Origin of the sequence: Janthinobacterium sp. PC23-8 (assembly GCF_002250505.1) — a bacterium.
In the GTDB taxonomy this organism is placed as follows: domain Bacteria; phylum Pseudomonadota; class Gammaproteobacteria; order Burkholderiales; family Burkholderiaceae_D; genus Janthinobacterium.
In genome coordinates, this window is sequence record NZ_NJGY01000001.1 from 3,225,230 (window position 1) to 3,243,069 (window position 17,840).

Below are 17,840 nucleotides of genomic sequence, written 5' to 3' on the forward strand. Positions count from 1 at the left end.
GCTGGGTGTGGAAGTGCAGTAATGCATTAAGCTAACCAGTACTAATTGCCCGTACGGCTTGTCCCTATAACCTTAGCAGGTGCAGAGGATAAGACAGTACAACGTTGCGTGTGTGTTGATACCATTCATTACCCCAATCTTTGCTGCTTCCAGATTCAGGCTTTGTCGCTCGACCGAGGACAAATGCCAGTACAAGTTATGCCTGATGACCATAGCAAGTTGGTCCCACCCCTTCCCATCCCGAACAGGACCGTGAAACAACTTTGCGCCGATGATAGTGCTGCAACCAGTGTGAAAGTAGGTTATCGTCAGGCTTGTTATTCGCAGTAGAAAAAAACCCCGCCAGCAATGGTCGGGGTTTTTTTTCGTCTGCAGATTCCTTATTGTTAATCCATTAACAAAGTTCATCTGTTCCATTCCACCAGTTCCTTGTTCCTTCTCGACGCTGACGCTTTCCCGCCAAGGTCTGAGCCTGGCGACTTGATATTTCATGCAATCGCCCTGCCTTAAATAATCATTGTTGTTGACTTGGCAGGGATCGTGTTCTACTATTCTGGTATGCTTGACCAACCAGTAGGCCAGTAAGGTGGCGTTGACAGGATGGAAGCCGTATTTTTGCTACAACTGGTCTGGTGTTTGTGTCAGTGGTCCAGATGCCTCAAAATGGCGCTTTACCATCAAAGAAAAGGTAGCTCGATATGCAGCTTATAGAACGCCTTCCCGGCCTGGGCAACCAGTTGTCCAAGAAGACTATCAAGGAACAGATCAGCGACAAGCTGGCTTACATGATCTGCTCGGGCCTGTTGCAGATCGATGACGAGTTGCCCAGCGAGCGGGAGCTGGCCGCGATGCTCGACGTCAGCCGCGAGACGGTGCGCGGGGCGATCCAGACCCTGGCGGCGCAGGGCATGATTGAAGTGTCGCAGGGGTCCCGTACCAGGGTCATTCGCAACGAGGGCTATGCCTTGCACGACGCGGTGTCGTCCTTGCGTGGTTTGAAAGATTACAAGATCGACACGGTGTACGAGGCGCGCAAGGTGGTCGAGATCGCAGTAGTGCGCGACGCGGCGGTGCGCATCAGCGACAAGGAGATCAAGCGGATGGAAGGCTTGCTCAAGGCGCAGGCGACGATGTTCGAGGACCCGGTGCGCTTCCAGATGTCGGACCGGGAGTTTCATTCGATTATGTATGAGGCCTCGTCCAATCCGCTGCTGGTAACCTTCGTCCAGGATCTGTACGCTTACGCGCTGGATTACCGGCGCAAGGTCATGAAGGAGGCCGGTGCGGTGAAGCGCAGTTTCGAGGATCACGCCGTCATTCTCGAGGCGCTACGCGCGCATGATCCGGATCTGGCTGGCGAGGTGATCGCCGCGCATCTGGACCATGTCTATAAAACCACGCTGACGGCGATGAAGAAAAAGGGAGTGTGAAACGTTATGACGAACACGGGTAGCGATACGATCGAGGTGCTGGACCGGCGCATGCTGCGCATCCTTCCGGACGGCGAGCCGACGGCCTGCGTGCTGGAAAAACTGTGCACCGGCGCGATCTGGGGCGAGGGGCCGGTGTGGATGCCCGAGCTCGGCGCCATCGTCTGGAGCGACATTCCCAACAACCGCATGCTGCGCTGGTCAGCACAGCAGGGCATGTCGGTGTTCCGCGCGCCTTCCAATTTCACCAACGGCAATTACCGCGACGCCCAGGGCCGGCTGGTGTCGTGCTCGCACGGCGGCCGCTGCATCGAACGCACCGAGGCCGATGGCACGGTCACGGTGCTGGTCGAACGCTACCAGGGCAAGCGCCTGAACTCCCCCAACGACCTGGTGGTCAAGTCCGACGGCACGATCTGGTTCACCGATCCGCCCTACGGCATCCTGTCCAACCACGAGGGTTACCAGGCGCCCTCCGAACTGGGCGACAACTACGTATTCCGCTTCGACCCGGCCAGTGCCACGCTGGACATCGTCAGCGCGCTGCTCGAGGAACCCAACGGGCTGGCGTTTTCGCCCGACGAGTCGCTGCTGTACGTGGCCGACACATCGGCCGCGCTGCGCAGCGACGGCGGTGGCAACCACCATATCATGGTGTTCGACGTAGTTGCCGGAAGAACCCTGGGAAATCCGCGTCTGTTCGCCGAGGTTAATCCCGGCCTGGCCGACGGCTTCCGGCTGGATGCACATGGTTGTATCTACACCAGCTCGGCCGACAGCATCCAGGTTTACCACCCCGACGGCACCCTGCTGGGCAAGATCCACGTGCCTGAAAAAATCGCCAACTGCACCTTCGGCGGACCACTGCGCGACGAGCTCTACATCGCCGCATCCACCTCGCTGTACCGCATCCGCCTGAATACCAGCGGCCTGCAAACCACATAAAAAAAGCCGCAAGAGCCGGCTGTCGCAGACACGGCGCGTCGATCGCAGGCGCGTTTTCACACGAAGACCAGAGGAGATTCGCATGAGCCAAACCGTCGGCGCGGGCACGCCGCGCCTACAATTTAAGCAAGTCAGCAAACGCTTCGGCGGTACGCTGGCGGTATCCGAGCTATCTTTCGACATAGCCGCCGGCGAAATCGTCGCGCTGCTGGGCGAAAACGGCGCGGGCAAGTCGACCCTGATCAAGCTGCTCGCGCGCATCTATCCGCGCGATAGCGGCGACATCCTGTTCGATGGACAGCCCATCGAGACGCTGTCGAGCGCCCCCCGGGGCAAGCAGCCGATTGCCTTCATCCACCAGGACCTGGGCTTGATCGAATGGATGACGGTAGCCGAGAACATCGCTTTCGGCACCGGCTTTCCGCGCCGCAGCGGCCTGATCGACTGGAAGGAGGTCGACCGCCGCGCCACCGAGGTGCTGGCCAGGGTCGGCTGCAACATCCCGCCGCAACGCCGGGTGTTTTCTCTGTCGCGGGCGGAAAAATCGCTGCTGGCGATCGGCCGCGCGCTGGCCGTCGACGCGCAGATCCTGGTGCTCGACGAGCCCACCGCCAGCCTGCCGGCCGCCGACGTGCAGCATCTGTTCACGGTGCTGCGCCAGTTGCGCGGGCAGGGCGTCGGCATGATCTATGTGTCGCACCGCCTCGACGAAGTGATCGAGCTGTCGGACCGCGTCGTCGTGATGCGCGACGGCAAACTGGTGGCGGTGCGCGACACTGCGCAGGTGAGCGAACATGACCTGGTGCACATGATCGTCGGCAAGGAGCCCTCGGCGCTGCGTGGCGCCGCCGCCGGCGCACGCGGCGCCACCATCCTCGAGCTCGACGCACTGGTGGCAGGCAATGCCGGGCCGGTCAGCCTGCGCGTGAGCAAGGGCGAGCTGGTCGGCCTGATCGGCTTGCGCGGCGGCGGCCAGGAATCGGTCAGCCGGGCGCTGTTCGGCATGTGCGAGATCGCCGCCGGCAAGGTCAGCCTGCTCGGCAGGCAACCCGACCTGTCGACCCCGCTGGCGGCGATCCGCTCCGGCGTCGCGCTGGTGGCGGCCGAGAGGGTCGAGGAAAATCTGGCGCGTTCGATGTCGGTGCAGGAAAACCTGTTCTTCAATCCGTTGCTATGGCACAAGAACCCGTTTGCCTGGATGCGCCGCGACCGTGAGCGCGACAGGGCGAAGGAGCTGATCCGCGCTTTCGACGTACGCCCCGCCGCGCCGCACGCCTACATCGAGAACCTGAGCGGCGGCAACCAGCAAAAGGTGGTGCTGGCGCGCTGGCTCGACATCGGCAAGCCCCTGCTGATCCTCGAGGAACCGACCGCCGGCGTCGATGTCGGTGCCAAGGGCGCCATCTACCGCACCGTCAGGGAGGTGGCGGCCAAGGGCACTGGGGTGCTGGTGGTGTCCACCGATTTCGAGGAGGTCGCCAATCTTTGCACGCGCGCGCTGGTGTTCTGCAACGGCCGCATCGTTGCCGAACTCGAGGGCGATGCGCTGTCGGTACCTAACCTGCTGCAATGGGCCGCCGGCAGCGCCCACCTGGCGCCCGCCGCCGTTACCGCATAACAACACTAACCATAAAACTGGAGACACCAACATGAGTACTTCAATCAAATCGAGCGCACTGGAGCGCGACCCAAGCGAGTTGGGCGGCGATATATGGAACCGCCTCGGCGCCGCCATTCCGATGTATGGCCTGGTGATCCTGATGGTGGCGCTGGCGCTGCTGTTCTCGCTGGCGCTGCCCGATACCTTTCCCACCCTGTTCAACCTGCGCTCGATCCTGAGCGACAAATCGGTGATCGCGCTGCTGGCGCTGGCGGCCATGGTTCCCATGATCACCGGCAAGATCGACCTGACGGTCGGCTACGGCATCGTGCTCTGGCACATCCTGGCCATCACCTTGCAAACCCAGTTCGGCTTGTCGTGGCCGGTGGCGGTGATCGTCGTGGTGTGCGCCGGCGCACTGTTCGGCCTGCTCAACGGCGTCCTGGTCGAACTGGTGCAGATCGACTCCTTCATCGCCACGCTCGGTACCGGCACCGTGCTGTACGCGGTGGCGTTGTGGCACAGCGGCGGGCGCCAGGTGGTCGGTGAATTGCCGGACGGCTTCTACAACATCGCCATCGCCGACTGGCTGGGCCTGCCGGCGCCGGCCTTCTACGTGCTCTTCGTCGCCATCGCGCTGTGGTTGCTCACCGAATACATGCCGGCCGGACGCGCCCTGTACGCCATCGGCGCCAACCCCAAGGCGGCGCAGCTGAACGGCATACCGATGCGCAAGTACGTGATCGGCGCCTTCATGACCTCGGGTGCGTTGACCGCATTCGCTGCCGTCATCCTGGCCTCGCGCCTGCGCATCGGCCAGGCCAGCGTCGGCCTCGAATACCTGCTGCCGGCGCTGGTCGGCGCCTTCCTCGGCTCGACCACCATCCGCCCGGGCCGCGTCAACGTATGGGGCACGATGGTCGGTGTGGCGATCCTGGCAATCGGCATCTCGGGCATTCAACAATTCGGCGGCGCGTTCTTCGTGGAACCGCTGTTTAACGGCATCACCCTGCTGGTGTCGATCGGCATCGCCGGTTACGCCCAGCGCAAGCGCAGCAACTCGATCAAACGCAGCATCACCAGCGGGCAGCAAGCGGCAACTACGGCAAGTAAATAAAAACACAAAGGAGACAAGAATGAATGCAATGAACTGGAAGGCAATCGGCAGCGCCCTGGCGCTGAGTTTCGTCGGTGCTGCGCAGGGACAAGCGCAAGCGCAGGACGATCCTGTCAAATTCATGACACAGGCGGTGGAGAAAGTGGCCAAGGCCACCGCGCACAAAACCACCTGGGATGGCCCTACCAGCGGCCCGGCGGCCAACGCGAAAAAGACCGTTGTCTATCTCGCCTCGGACATGCGCAACGGCGGCGCGCTCGGCGTCAGCCGCGGCGTCAGCGAAGCAGCCAGGGCCGCCGGCTGGACCGTGCGCATACTCGACGGCCAGGGCACGGTGTCGGCGCGCACGGCGGCGTTCAACCAGGCCATGGCGCTCAAGCCGGACGGCATCATCCTGGGCGGCTTCGACGCCAAGGAGCAGGCCAGCGGCATCAAGACGGCGACGGGGCGCAACATCCCCGTGGTCGGCTGGCACGCGGCGGCCAAGGCCGGGCCGGTCGACGGCTTGTTTACCAACGTGACCACCGACGCCAACGACGTCGCCGAAATCACGGCGCTATACGCCATCGTTGAATCGAAGGGCACGGCCGGGGTGGTGGTGTTCACCGATTCGGCCTACTCGGTGGCGATCGCCAAATCGAACGCCATGGCGCAGGTGATCAGGCAATGCAAGACCTGCAAACTGCTGGCCATCGAGGACACGCCGCTGGCCGACACCTCGAACCGCATACCGCAATTGACGACGTCGTTGTTGCAGCGCCACGGCGCGGGATGGAACTATTCGCTGGGCATCAACGACCTGTACTTCGACTTCATGGGGCCGACCATCATGGCCGCTGGCGCCACCGGCAAGGGTTTGCAAAACTTGTCTGGCGGCGACGGCTCGGAATCGGCGTACCAGCGTATCCGCAGCGGCAAGTTTCAGGCCGGCACGGTGCCGGAGCCGCTCAATCTGCACGGCTGGCAACTGGTTGACGAGCTCAATCGCGCCATGGCTGGCGAGAAGCCGAGCGGCTATTCGACGCCGGTGCATCTGGTGACCAAGCAGAACATCGCCTTCGATGGCGGACCGAACAACGCCTTCGAGCCGGACAACGGCTACCGCGCCCAATACCAGCGTATCTGGGCGAAGAAATAAACCACTGTGGACAGTATGGAAATCGGCCTTCGCAGCAATGCTTCTCCAGTTTGCCGACGGTCGACAGGCGGCAGTTTTTGAACGCAGACATGCAATGCATCATCTCAAGGAGTCAACAGTGAAACAAACAGAAACCCTCTTGCTGGTTGAAAAGTGCGCCCACACTTTCAGCTTTTACGACTTGCCCACCGGCGAGCGCATCAAGAGCATCCGCCTGCCGGATTTCCCGCACGAATTCGTGGTCGACTCGGCCGGCCGCTTCGCCTATGTTGGCCACTACGGCCTGGAAACCCAGGCGCACAACGGCGAGGGCGGCTGCGCGGTGTTCGTCATCGACCTGCACAGCCGCGAGCACGTGCGTACCCTCGACCTGTGGCCGTTCCGCCGCCCGCACGGCATCGCCATCGACGATCAGGACCGCCTGTATGTCTTGAGCGAGGGCAATTCCGCGCTGCTGGTGTTCGACCATCCGGAGCGCGACGACAAGCCGACCCGGGCCCTGCCGACGGGCGGCTACAAGAGCCATCTGGTGGCGCTGCGCAGCGATGGCGAGTTGGCGTTCTCGCTGAACCTGCTGAGCAACACTGTCACCCTGCTGAAACCGCAGGACCCGACCTTCACGCCGGTGGCCATCATGCCCGGCGCGCGGCCGGAGGGCAATTGCTTTAGCGAAGACGAGAGCGTGTTGTATGTCGCCAACCGCGACAGCGAAACCATCGTCGCCATCGACGTCGCCACGCTGGCCGTGACCGCCAGCGCCAGGACCGGCACCGATCCGACCCGCATCTACCGTGACCGCCGCAACCGCCTGTTCGTTACCAACTACGGCGCCGACTACATGTCGGTCTACAACGCCAAGCTGGAGCAGATCGGCACCGTGCCGCTGCCCAGCCTGCCCATCGGCCTGAGCTTCCATCCGCAGCGCGACGAAGCCTATATCTCGCTCAAGGATGACCGCATCGGCGTGCTCGACCTGGAGACGCTGAGCTTCTCGCGCTTTTTCGCCACCCAGCGCGAGCCGGACGTGTCGCACGTGCTGATTGCCTGAGTGCAGACGGCCATGCAGACCCCGCGCATCGTCGATGCCCACCATCACCTGTGGGATCTGGGCGCCGGCAACTATCCCTGGCTGCAGCGCGAATACGACCCGGCCGGCTTCATGCTGGGCGACTACGCTGCGCTGCGCCGGGATTTTCTGCCGGCCGACTACGCCGACGCCAGCGCCGGCCTGAACGTGGTCGCCACCGTCCACGTCGAGGCCGAGCGTTCGCGCACCGAGCAACTGGCAGAAACGCAGTGGTTGCATGGGCTCGAGGCGAGCGGCCGCTGCCCTGCCGCCGTTGTCGCGCACGCCTGGCTGGACCACCCGGAATGCGAAGAGATGCTGCTGGCGCATCGCCGCTTTCCGCTGGTGCGCGGCATCCGCTGCAAGCCGCGCACCGGTGCCCGCGACGACGCCGAGCGGGGCGGCGCCGGCAGCATGCGCGATCCGCGCTGGCTGGCGGGGCTGGCGCTGCTGCTCAGGCACAAGCTGTCGCTGGACCTGCGCGTGCCGTTCTGGTACCTGGGCGAGGCCGCCGAGATGGCGGCGCAGTTCCCGGCCCTGCCCATCGCCCTGAACCACGCCGGCCTGCCGTGGGACCGCAGCGAGGCCGGACTGGCGCAATGGCGCGAAGGCATGGCGCGGCTGGCGGCGAACCCGAACGTGTCGGTCAAGCTTTCCGAGTTCGGCCTGCGCGCCCAGGACTGGGATTACGCCGCCAACGCGCGCGTGGTGGCCGACGTGCTGGCCATCTTCGGCGCCGAACGCTGCATGTTCGGCAGCAATTTTCCGGTGGCCGGACTGCGCATCGGCTACCGCTCGCTGGTCGGGCAGATGCGGCGCATGTTTGCCGGACTGGGCGAAGCGCAGCAGGACGCCGTGTTTTGCCGCAACGCACTCGACTTTTATCGTATCGACCTTACTGAAAGAGCTTGATGAACCCTACCACTGACAAACCCATCCTCGCGCTGACGCTGGGCGACCCTGCCGGCATCGGCCCGGAGCTGATCGCCAAGCTGCTGTCGCGCCCGGAAGTGCGGCAGGCGGCGCGCATCCTGGTGATTGGCGACCGCGCCGAATTCGATCACGGCATGCAGGTGGCCGGCTGCAGCGTCGACTACGCCACTACGACGGCGCCCGAACTGGCCGACTACGCGTCCGGCAAACCGGTGCTGTACGATTTCCGCGGCAACACCGAGGGCGCCTTCGAGCGTTGCGCCTCGACCCGCAAGGGCGGCCGTTACAGCCTCGACACGCTCGATGTGGCGCTCGGCCTGACTCAGCGCGGCGCCGCCGACGCCATCCTGTTCGGCCCGCTTAACAAGAGCTCGTTGCACTTGGCCGGCATGGGCCACAGCGACGAATTGCACTGGTTCGCCGAGCGCCTCGGCTACAGCGGGCCGTTCTGCGAGTTCAACGTCATGGACAGCCTGTGGACCTCGCGCGTGACCTCGCATGTGGCGCTCAGTGACGTGCCGGCGATGATCACCCGCGAGGGCGTGCTGACGGCGATTCGCCTGATCGACGCCCAGCTCAAGCTGAGCGGCGTGGCGGCGCCGCGCATCGCCGTCTGTGGCCTGAACCCGCACAACGGCGACAACGGTTCCTTCGGCCGCGAAGAGATCGATATCATCGAGCCGGCCGTCGCGCTGGCCCGCGCCGAGGGCATGGCGGCGCAAGGGCCGTTCCCGGCCGACACGATCTTCCTCAAGGTGCAGGGCGACAAGCCCGAGTACGACGCGGTCGTCACGATGTACCACGACCAGGGCCAGATCGCCATCAAGCTGATGGGCTTCTGGCGCGGCGTCACGCTGCAGGGCGGCTTGCCGATTCCCATCGCCACGCCGGCGCACGGCACCGCCTTCGACATCAGCACCAAGGGCGTCGCCAATGTCGGCGCCACGCTGCAGGCCTTTCAGCTGGCTTGCCGCATGGGCGCGACGCGCCGCGCCGCGCGCCGGGACCAGTAAACCGGTCGTCCGCGCGCCGTTATGCATTTGCCAACAATCCAAGCATGAGTAGTCGTCCAACTGACAGGAGAATGAAATGAAAATCACCCGCGTGCGTACCCGCGTTTTTGAATGGAAAGGCAAAGTCGTGCCGCCGCAGCAGCACTTCTGCACCAACGCCAGCGACATCTTGTTCGAGCGCGGCGACGCCATGGGCTCGTTCCGCTTCCACGGCTGGATGGTGGTCGAGATCGAAACCGACACCGGCCTGATCGGCATCGGCAACTGCGCCCTGGCGCCGCGCGTGGCCAAGCTGATCGTCGACCAGTACCTGGCGCCCATCGTCATGGGTGAAGACCCGTTCGACAATGAATACCTGTGGCAGAAGATGTACCGCGGCACGCTGGCCTGGGGCCGCAAGGGCATCGGCATGGCGGCCATCTCGGCGGTCGACATCGCGCTGTGGGATCTGATGGGCAAGGCGGTGCATCGCCCGGTGTTCAAGCTGCTGGGCGGGCGCACCAAGGAAAAAATTCCCTGCTACGCCTCCAAACTGTACGCCAACGACGACCTCGACGTCTTCCTCGCCGAAGCCAAAGGCTATCTGGCGCAGGGCTTCACCAGCGTCAAGATGCGCTTCGGCTACGGTCCCAAGGATGGTCCCGCCGGCATGCTGAAGAACATCGCCCAGGTGCGCGCGCTGCGCGAACTGGTCGGCGACGGCGTCGACATCATGCTTGAATGCTATATGGGCTGGACGCTGGAATACGCCCGCCGCATGATCCCGCGCCTGGCCGAGTTCAATCCGCGCTGGCTGGAGGAGCCGGTCATCGCCGACGACATCGAGGGTTACGCCGAATTGAAGAAAATGAGTCCCTTTCCGATTTCCGGCGGCGAGCATGAGTTCACCAGCTATGGCTTCAAGGACTTGCTGGAGCGGCGCGCGGTCGACGTGATCCAGTACGACACCAACCGCGTTGGCGGCATCACCGCAGCACAAAAGATCAACGCCATGGCCGAGGCCTGGAGCGTGCCGGTGATTCCGCATGCCGGGCAGATGCACAACTACCACCTGACGATGGCCTCCACTGCCAGTCCGATGTCGGAATTCTTCCCGGTCTTCGACGTCGAGGTCGGCAACGAGTTGTTCTATTACGTATTCAAGGGCGAGCCGCAGCCAGAGCGGGGCTTCCTGCAGCTGGACGACAATCTGCCGGGCTTGGGGATCGAGATTTCGACCGAACACCTGCACGATTTCAACATCATCGAATAAGGGGAACGGCATGCGTTTGATTCAATTTGAAACGGTGCTGCGCGAACGCCGCGTCGGCGTGGTGCGCGGCGACAACACCGTGGCAGCGCTGCAGGGCGTGGCCAGCATGCGCGAACTGGCGCAGCGGGCCATCGACGCCGGTCGCCCGCTCGACGCGCAAGCCGACGCTCAAGGTGACGGCGAGTTGTTCGACTACGCCGAACTGCTGGCGCAGACGCGCGTGCTGGCGCCGCTCGACCACGACGATCCGGCCCACCTGCTGGTCAGCGGCACCGGCCTGACCCATCTGGGCAGCGCCGCCACGCGCGACAAGATGCACCAGCAGGCGCAGCACGACGAGTCGCAGATGACCGACACGATGCGCATGTTCCAGTGGGGCATCGACGGCGGCAAGCCTGCGGCGGGCGCGGTGGGCACACCGCCGGAGTGGTTCTACAAGGGCGACGGCAGCATCGTGGTGCGTCCCGGCATGTCCTTCCCGGTGCCGGAGTTCGCCGAGGACGCCGGCGAGGAGCCGGAGGTGGCCGGCCTGTACCTGATCGGCGCGGACGGCGTGCCCTACCGCCTCGGTTTCGCGCTGGGTAACGAGTTTTCCGACCACGTCACCGAACGCAAGAACTATCTTTACCTGGCCCATTCCAAGTTGCGCTATTGCTCCTTCGGACCGGAGTTGCGCACCGGCCCGTTGCCGGCGAACCTGTCCGGCCTGAGCCGGCTGCGTCGCGGCGGCGAGGTGATCTGGGAAAAACCCTTCCTGTCCGGCGAAGAGAACATGTGCCACAGCCTGGACAACCTGGAATACCATCACTTCAAGTATCGCCAGTTCTTGCGCGCCGGCGATGTCCATGTGCATTTCTTTGGCACCGCGACGCTGTCGTTCGCCGACGGCGTGCAGACGCGCCAGGGCGACGCCTTCGAGATCGGCGCAGCCGAATTCGGCATGCCCTTGATCAACGGTATCGGCTGCGGCGAGGCGGGCATTGCGCCGCAGGGCGTGCGCGCGCTGTAGACCATGGCGGCCGGCGTCCGCGTCGGCCTATCCGCAACACACTTTCAGCTGGGGAACACGATGCATCAGAATTATGTGAACGGTGCCTGGGTCGACGGCGCCAGCGCCGTGGCCAACATCAACCCGTCCGACACGGCCGACGTGATCGGCCACTACGCCCAGGCCGACGCGGCCCAGACCTGTCTGGCCATCGCCGCTGCTGCCGCCGCCGCGCCGGCCTGGGGATGCTCGGGCACGCAGGCGCGCGCCGACGCGCTCGACAAGATCGGCTCGGAAATCCTGGCCCGGAAGGACGAGCTGGGCCGTTTGCTGTCGCGCGAGGAAGGCAAGACTTTGCCCGAAGGCATAGGCGAGGCGGGGCGCGCCGGCGCCATCTTCAAGTTTTTCGCACAGGAATGCCTGCGCCTGCGCGGCGACAAGCTCGCTTCGGTGCGGCCCGGCATCGACGTCGAAGTCACGCGTGAACCGGTCGGTGTGGTCGGCATCATCGCGCCGTGGAATTTCCCGATCGCCATCCCGGCGTGGAAGATCGCGCCCGCGCTGGCCTACGGCAATTGCGTGCTGATCAAGCCGGCCGAACTGGTGCCCGGCAGCGTCTGGGCGCTGGCCGAGATCATCAGCCGCGCCGGCTTGCCGGACGGCGTGTTCAATCTGTTGATGGGGCGCGGCGGCGTGGTCGGCCAGACCCTGCTGGACGACCGCCGCGTCGATGCGATCAGCTTCACCGGCTCGGTGACGACCGGCGCCAGGGTGGCGCAGGCGGCCATCGGGCGCATGGCCAAGGTGCAGATCGAGATGGGCGGCAAGAATCCGCTGGTGGTATTGAACGACGCCGATCTGGCCAACGCCGTCAATTGCGCGGTGCAGGGTTCCTTCTTCTCAACCGGGCAGCGCTGCACGGCGTCGAGCCGCATCATCGTTGAAAAAGGCGTGTATCCGGCCTTCGTCGCGGCGCTCAAGGAAAAGCTTGCCGGCCTCAATATTGGCGACGCGCTCAAGGCTGGCACCGACATCGGCCCGGTGGTCGACGCCGCCCAACTCGAGCAGGACTTGCAGTACATCCGCATCGGCCGCGACGAGGGTGCCACGCTGGCCTTTGGTGGCCAGCGCGTGCGGCGCGACACCGAGGGCTTCTATCTGACGCCGGCCTTGTTTACCGATTGCAGCAACGACATGCGCATCAGCCGCGAAGAAATCTTCGGCCCGGTTGCCAGTGTCATCCCGGCGGACAATTACGAGCATGCGCTGGCGCTGGCCAACGATACCGAGTTCGGTCTGTCGAGCGGCATTTGCACCGGCTCGCTCAAGCACGCGACGCATTTCAAGCGTCATGCGCAAGCCGGCATGGTGATGGTCAATGTGGCCACGGCCGGGGTCGACTACCATGTGCCGTTCGGCGGCCGCAAGGGGTCAAGCTACGGTTCGCGCGAGCAAGGCAGTTACGCGGCAGAATTCTTCACCAGCGTGAAGACTGCGTATTGCGGCTAGGTTTGCCCGCATTCGACATGTCGACGCATTCGAACATGGGCGAACGATAATGAACCCGGGCATGCGGCCGGAATATATCCCCGGCCGCAGTTGATCGAAGGTGACGTCGTTTTTTTCGCCGGTCGGCTTTGTTGTCCTGAAAATCGTTATGTTGTCCACCTTGTCGACACAGATTGCTATATAATCTGTTTCCTCAGATCAGACGAGTTGCTGCCCAGCCGGGAGCAGGTTGTTGAAAAAGTTATGCCTGATGACCATAGCAAGTTGGTACCACCCCTTCCCATCCCGAACAGGACCGTGAAACAACTCTGCGCCGATGATAGTGCTGCAACCAGTGTGAAAGTAGGTTATCGTCAGGCTTGTTATATAAAAAAGCCCTCCAGTGCCAAGATGCCATGATGTCATCTTGCAGACTGGAGGGTTTTTTTTCGTCCCTCCGCTTCGTCTGTCTTACACGCCCCAGATAATGCTTTCGTTTTCGGCCTTGGCCGAGCGCAGCATTTCCATCAGCGGGAAAGCGCGCTGCGAGAAATGGACTTTTTGCGCACGCGCGTGTTCGGCCGACTCACCATCTTCCCGGCTTTCCGGGGTATGCACATCGTGTTCGATGTCGTTTTCCGGGTGCAGTCTGGTTTCGGCGACTTCCTTTTCCAGCAGTTCCAGGGCATGGCCAGCTTCGGCGGGCGTGATCACGCCGCGCGTCGGACTTTTGTGCAGGATGTCGAGGATGCGTTGCGCGTGTTCCTGGTACATCAGGACGGCAGGGGAGGATTTGGATTTGAATGAGATCAACATGATAGGCTTTCTGAATCTTGTTATTAGTAGTGGTGGTGAAACGATACCACGGCTTGGGTTTCTCCACAGGAAGTCCGCAAGCCCGATAGCCGCATGTGTTGGACGTTTCACCCATTTACAAGAGCGCTGGCACCGCCTTTAAGCCGCACTTAAGCCGCATTTAAGCACCAGGGCGCTTCTCAATCGACCTTGGCCGACGCCATGAAGGTATCGATGTTCTCGCGTGACAGGTTTTTTTCCTGCCCCAGGATAATGATCTGGAAGATGCGTTTATCGTGTGCCACGAAGCGGCCGACCAGCAAGGCCGGCTGGCCGTTCTGCATGCCGGTCGCTTCGATCTCAAGGCTGCTCTTCTGGTGGCTACCGGCGGCGTCGCTGCTGGCGGCGCTGGCCGATTTTTCGCTGCGCACCGTCCCTTTGATATTGTTGAGCAAGGCCTGTTTCATGGCCGGCAAGGCAGCCTGTGCCTGCTGTGCGCTGGGCAGCTCGGCGCTGCCGATGGCGAAGGTAGTGCCGTCGACTTCGCTGGCCGTCATGGTCAGGCTGATTTTTTTGCCGTCAAGATCGACGTCGCGCGTCAACACGGACGGCTTGCCGGGAAACAGCGCCGTGAACTGGGCATCGGGGCTGCGATATTCACGCCAGTCGAATTTGGGGCTGCAGGCGCCAAGGATGGCGGCGGTGGCCAGCATGCTGGCGATGGCGGCGAATGATGTTTTTTTCATCAAGCGATGGTAGCAGCGCTGTCCGCCGCACGCAATCGCGCACGCGCGCCCGGTTCAGGCGGCACGCAAGACGCGCCGGTATTGGATGGCTTCGGCGACATGCGCCTGTGCAATCGTGGCGCTGCCGGCCAGGTCGGCGATGCTGCGCGCCACCCGCAACACCCGGTGATAGGTGCGGGCCGACCAGTGCAGGCGCAGCATGGCGCCGTGCAGCAGTTGCTCGCCAGCGGTGTCGAGCTGGCAATGTGCTGCGATCTCGTCGTTTGCCAGCCGATGGTTGGCTTTGCCCTGGCGCGCCAGTTGCAAGGCAAAGGCGGCCGCCACGCGGGCGGCGATCGCCGCCGTGCTTTCGCCGGCAGCCGCCTTTGCCCCCAGCAAGCCCGGTGGCATGGCGGCCACTTCCAGCTGCAAATCGATGCGGTCGAGCAAGGGGCCGGACAGCCGGCCATGGTAGCGCAGCACGGCGTCCGGGGTGCAGCGGCAGCGGCCGGAGGCATGGCCCAGATAGCCGCACGGGCAGGGATTCATGGCCGCGATCAGTTGAAAGCGCGCGGGGAACTCGGCCTGGCGCGCCGCGCGCGAGATGCTGATCAGGCCTGACTCCATCGGCTGGCGCAACACGTCGAGCACGCGGCGGTCGAATTCGGCGATTTCGTCAAGGAACAGCACGCCGCAGTGGGCCAGTGAAATTTCTCCCGGCCGTGGCAGATGGCCGCCACCGACCAGGGCCACGCCCGAAGCCGTCTGGTGCGGCGCCCGATAGGGTCGGCGCTTCCAGTTTTCCACCTTGAAGCTGCCGCACAGCGAATGCACGGCCGCCGCTTCCAGCGCTTCTTCATCGCTCATGGGCGGCAGGATGCCGGGGAAGCGGCTGGCCAGCATGGTCTTGCCGGCGCCGGGCGGCCCCACCATCAGCACGTTGTGGCCGCCAGCGGCCGCCACTTCCAGCGCCCGCCGCGCATGTTGCTGGCCCTGTACTTCGGCAAAGTCGGGATAGGAAAAATGCGGCGCCAGCAAGCTGGGCTGGTGCCGCTGCAGGGCCGTGCGCTGATCGCGGGCGGCAAAATGGGCGCACACCTCGAGCAGGCTGTGTGCCGGATAAATGCTGGCGTGGGCCACCAGCGCCGCCTCGTCGGCATTGGCATGCGGCAAAATGAAGGCGCGCGGCGAACCACTCTTGCTGCGTTGCATGGCAAACGTCATCGCCAGCGCGCCACGGATGGCGCGTAACTGTCCTGACAGTGACAGTTCGCCGGCAAATTCATAAGCATGCAATTGTTCGCCAGGCAGCTGGCCCGAGGCGGCCAGGATGCCCAGCGCAATCGGCAAGTCAAAACGGCCCGATTCCTTGGGCAGATCGGCCGGCGCCAGGTTGGCCGTGATGCGCCGGGCCGGCATGTCGAAGCCGCAATTTTGCAAGGCGGCGCGCACCCTGTCGCGTGACTCCTTGACTTCCGTATCGGGCAAGCCGACGATGGTAAACGAGGGCAGGCCGTTGGCCAGATGCACCTCGACGTTGACCTCGGGTGCTTCCATGCCCGCCAGGGCGCGACTTTTTAACACTGCCAGGCTCATGGCATCTCCCTGCTCCGCAGGCGCGGGCAGAACCAGTCTAGCCGGTGCTCTGGCCTGGCGCTTGATTTTCGCCAGTACTACCGTGTTGTCTTACAGGGTCTTGCCGACATTGACGGTTTTGTTGTCGTTCAGGCGGGTTTCCAGTTCGATCACGCGCAGTTCCAGCGCATCGAGTTTTGCGCGCGTCTTGGCCAGTACCTGGGCCTGGATGTCGAATTCCTCGCGCGTGACCAGGTCCAGGCGGGCGAAGCCCTGGGTCATCATCGACTTCACATTCTTCTCGATATCCTTGGCCGGTGAATTTTCGATGGCCTGGTGGATCTTGCCTTGCAAATCGTTAAAGAAAGTATTCATGTCCATGGTATGTCCTTATGGTGCGGCATGTGCATCGCACCATTGCGGTGCACTTCAGCCTTAATATGGTGCGAAAGTGGGCAGTTCAACAAGCTTTCATTTCCTGGTGCCGCATTGCCTGTGGCTTGAAGCCTATGTATGGACGGAAATGCAGCTGTCAAGGTGGCAATGTAGCTGGCACGTATTCTGCTAATAGATCCTGGAACGCTTTGTGATCGCCAGACCAGATTTTAAACCTCAACCGCTTTAAAAGTTCAATAAAAGGGAATCGCCATGAAGAATCTGTCCAAGAAGATGACTTTAGCAGCTGCGCTGGCATTTGCCATGTCCGCCATGTGTGGCGCTTCCATGGCCCAGGAAGCTGCCGCGGCGCCAGCCGCAGCCGAGCCAGTACCGGACAATGTGGTGGCGTACAACGTGGCCCTGTCCAGCGACTACCGTTATCGCGGCATCTCGCAAAGCCGTCTGCAACCGGCGATCAGCGGCGGCGCCGACTACACGAACAATCCGACCGGCCTGTACCTGGGCACCTGGCTGTCGAGCATCAAATGGATCAAGGACGGCGGTGGCGATACCAACCTGGAATGGGATATCTACGGCGGCAAGCGCGGCGAGATCGCCGATGGCGTGAGCTACGACGTGGGCGGCCTGTATTATTTCTACCCTTCCAACGGCCTGAGCACCAACGCCAATACCTTCGAGCTGTATGGCCAGGTGGGATTTGGTCCCGTCTACATCAAATACTCGCATTCGACCAGCAATCTGTTCGGTGTGGCCAACAGCAAGAACAGCGGCTACCTCGATGTCGGCGCCAATGTCGAAGTGCATGATGGCTACATGTTGAATCTGCATGCAGGACGTCAAAAGGTCGAGCATAACGACTCCCTCAGCTACAACGATTTCAAGCTCGGCGTGACGAAAGACTATGGCGTGGTAACGGTGTCGCTGGCTGCGGTCAAGGCCAATATCGTGTCGCTGGCGCCAAATGGCAAAAACCTGGCCAAAACCGGCTTGGTATTGTCTGTTTCCAAAACTTTCTGAGTGAGATTGCCATGAAAATGATTACTGCGATCATCAAGCCCTTCAAGCTCGACGAAGTGCGCGAAGCCTTGTCGGCTATTAATGTGCAAGGTATTACCGTCACGGAAGTGAAGGGTTTTGGCCGTCAGAAAGGCCACACGGAACTGTACCGTGGCGCCGAGTATGTGGTCGACTTCCTGCCAAAGACCAAAATCGAAGCGGCCGTCGATGACGCCATCGTCGACCAGGCCATCGAAGCGATCGAAGGTGCCGCGCGGACCGGTAAAATCGGCGATGGCAAGATTTTCGTGACTACTCTGGAACAAGTCATCCGTATCCGCACCGGTGAAACCGGCAACGAAGCGCTCTAAGGGGAATAT

General features: G+C 62.8%; 17 protein-coding genes and 2 rRNA genes. 15 read left to right on the forward strand and 4 right to left on the reverse strand.

The window, feature by feature from the left end:
• Positions 1 to 201: 201 nt before the first annotated feature.
• From rrf (CD932_RS13875) to rrf (CD932_RS13935), 13 genes are all read left to right on the forward strand, one after another.
• Positions 202 to 314: ribosomal RNA gene (rrf, locus tag CD932_RS13875) — 5S ribosomal RNA — on the forward strand.
• A 384-nt stretch (positions 315 to 698) separates the two neighbouring features.
• Positions 699 to 1,430, forward strand: coding sequence for a FadR/GntR family transcriptional regulator (locus CD932_RS13880; protein WP_094443134.1), 732 nt, complete (start codon positions 699 to 701; stop codon positions 1,428 to 1,430).
• A gap of 51 nt (positions 1,431 to 1,481) precedes the next feature.
• Complete coding sequence (locus CD932_RS13885; protein ID WP_094443642.1) at positions 1,482 to 2,375, forward strand: SMP-30/gluconolactonase/LRE family protein; 894 nt, start codon at positions 1,482 to 1,484, stop codon at positions 2,373 to 2,375.
• Between the two features lie 82 nt (positions 2,376 to 2,457).
• Positions 2,458 to 3,993 (forward strand): sugar ABC transporter ATP-binding protein, encoded by a 1,536-nt coding sequence (locus CD932_RS13890; RefSeq protein ID WP_094443135.1) that lies wholly within the window; start codon positions 2,458 to 2,460, stop codon positions 3,991 to 3,993.
• 31 nt (positions 3,994 to 4,024) lie between these two features.
• On the forward strand, positions 4,025 to 5,092 hold the full coding sequence (locus CD932_RS13895) for an ABC transporter permease (RefSeq protein WP_094443136.1): 1,068 nt from the start codon (positions 4,025 to 4,027) through the stop codon (positions 5,090 to 5,092).
• Between the two features lie 19 nt (positions 5,093 to 5,111).
• Positions 5,112 to 6,230 (forward strand): substrate-binding domain-containing protein, encoded by a 1,119-nt coding sequence (locus CD932_RS13900; RefSeq protein ID WP_254926580.1) that lies wholly within the window; start codon positions 5,112 to 5,114, stop codon positions 6,228 to 6,230.
• A gap of 118 nt (positions 6,231 to 6,348) precedes the next feature.
• Entirely contained in the window at positions 6,349 to 7,278 is a 930-nt protein-coding gene (locus CD932_RS13905; RefSeq protein ID WP_254926581.1) for a YncE family protein, read from the forward strand.
• A gap of 12 nt (positions 7,279 to 7,290) precedes the next feature.
• Entirely contained in the window at positions 7,291 to 8,208 is a 918-nt protein-coding gene (locus CD932_RS13910; RefSeq protein ID WP_094443138.1) for an amidohydrolase, read from the forward strand.
• Positions 8,208 to 9,242 (forward strand): 4-hydroxythreonine-4-phosphate dehydrogenase PdxA, encoded by a 1,035-nt coding sequence (locus CD932_RS13915; protein ID WP_094443139.1) that lies wholly within the window; start codon positions 8,208 to 8,210, stop codon positions 9,240 to 9,242. The genes CD932_RS13910 and CD932_RS13915 overlap by 1 nt, the downstream gene beginning before the upstream one ends.
• A gap of 76 nt (positions 9,243 to 9,318) precedes the next feature.
• Positions 9,319 to 10,494 carry an L-rhamnonate dehydratase gene (locus CD932_RS13920; RefSeq protein WP_094443140.1) on the forward strand — a complete coding sequence of 392 codons (1,176 nt, stop codon included), beginning with the start codon at positions 9,319 to 9,321 and terminating at the stop codon, positions 10,492 to 10,494.
• Between the two features lie 10 nt (positions 10,495 to 10,504).
• Complete coding sequence (gene araD1, locus CD932_RS13925) at positions 10,505 to 11,503, forward strand: AraD1 family protein (RefSeq protein ID WP_094443141.1); 999 nt, start codon at positions 10,505 to 10,507, stop codon at positions 11,501 to 11,503.
• A 60-nt stretch (positions 11,504 to 11,563) separates the two neighbouring features.
• Positions 11,564 to 12,991, forward strand: a complete 1,428-nt coding sequence (locus CD932_RS13930) for an aldehyde dehydrogenase family protein (RefSeq protein WP_094443142.1) — start codon at positions 11,564 to 11,566, stop codon at positions 12,989 to 12,991.
• 246 nt (positions 12,992 to 13,237) lie between these two features.
• Positions 13,238 to 13,350: ribosomal RNA gene (gene rrf, locus CD932_RS13935) — 5S ribosomal RNA — on the forward strand.
• A gap of 91 nt (positions 13,351 to 13,441) precedes the next feature.
• On the opposite strand, the gene CD932_RS13940 is transcribed toward rrf (CD932_RS13935), so the two are convergent.
• From CD932_RS13940 to CD932_RS13955, 4 genes are all read right to left on the reverse strand, one after another.
• A complete protein-coding gene (locus CD932_RS13940) occupies positions 13,442 to 13,786 on the reverse strand; it encodes a DUF1840 domain-containing protein (RefSeq protein ID WP_094443143.1) in 345 nt (114 codons plus the stop codon).
• 179 nt (positions 13,787 to 13,965) lie between these two features.
• Positions 13,966 to 14,511, reverse strand: coding sequence for a hypothetical protein (locus CD932_RS13945; RefSeq protein WP_094443144.1), 546 nt, complete (start codon positions 14,509 to 14,511; stop codon positions 13,966 to 13,968).
• Between the two features lie 54 nt (positions 14,512 to 14,565).
• Positions 14,566 to 16,086 (reverse strand): YifB family Mg chelatase-like AAA ATPase, encoded by a 1,521-nt coding sequence (locus tag CD932_RS13950; protein ID WP_094443145.1) that lies wholly within the window; start codon positions 16,084 to 16,086, stop codon positions 14,566 to 14,568.
• A gap of 90 nt (positions 16,087 to 16,176) precedes the next feature.
• On the reverse strand, positions 16,177 to 16,446 hold the full coding sequence (locus CD932_RS13955) for an accessory factor UbiK family protein (RefSeq protein WP_094443146.1): 270 nt from the start codon (positions 16,444 to 16,446) through the stop codon (positions 16,177 to 16,179).
• Positions 16,447 to 16,713: 267 nt separating this feature from the next.
• Here CD932_RS13955 and CD932_RS13960 point away from each other — a divergent pair, with 267 nt between their 5' ends.
• Positions 16,714 to 17,481, forward strand: coding sequence for a TorF family putative porin (locus CD932_RS13960; RefSeq protein WP_094443147.1), 768 nt, complete (start codon positions 16,714 to 16,716; stop codon positions 17,479 to 17,481).
• 11 nt (positions 17,482 to 17,492) lie between these two features.
• Complete coding sequence (locus tag CD932_RS13965) at positions 17,493 to 17,831, forward strand: P-II family nitrogen regulator (RefSeq protein WP_065308187.1); 339 nt, start codon at positions 17,493 to 17,495, stop codon at positions 17,829 to 17,831.
• Positions 17,832 to 17,840: the final 9 nt, after the last annotated feature.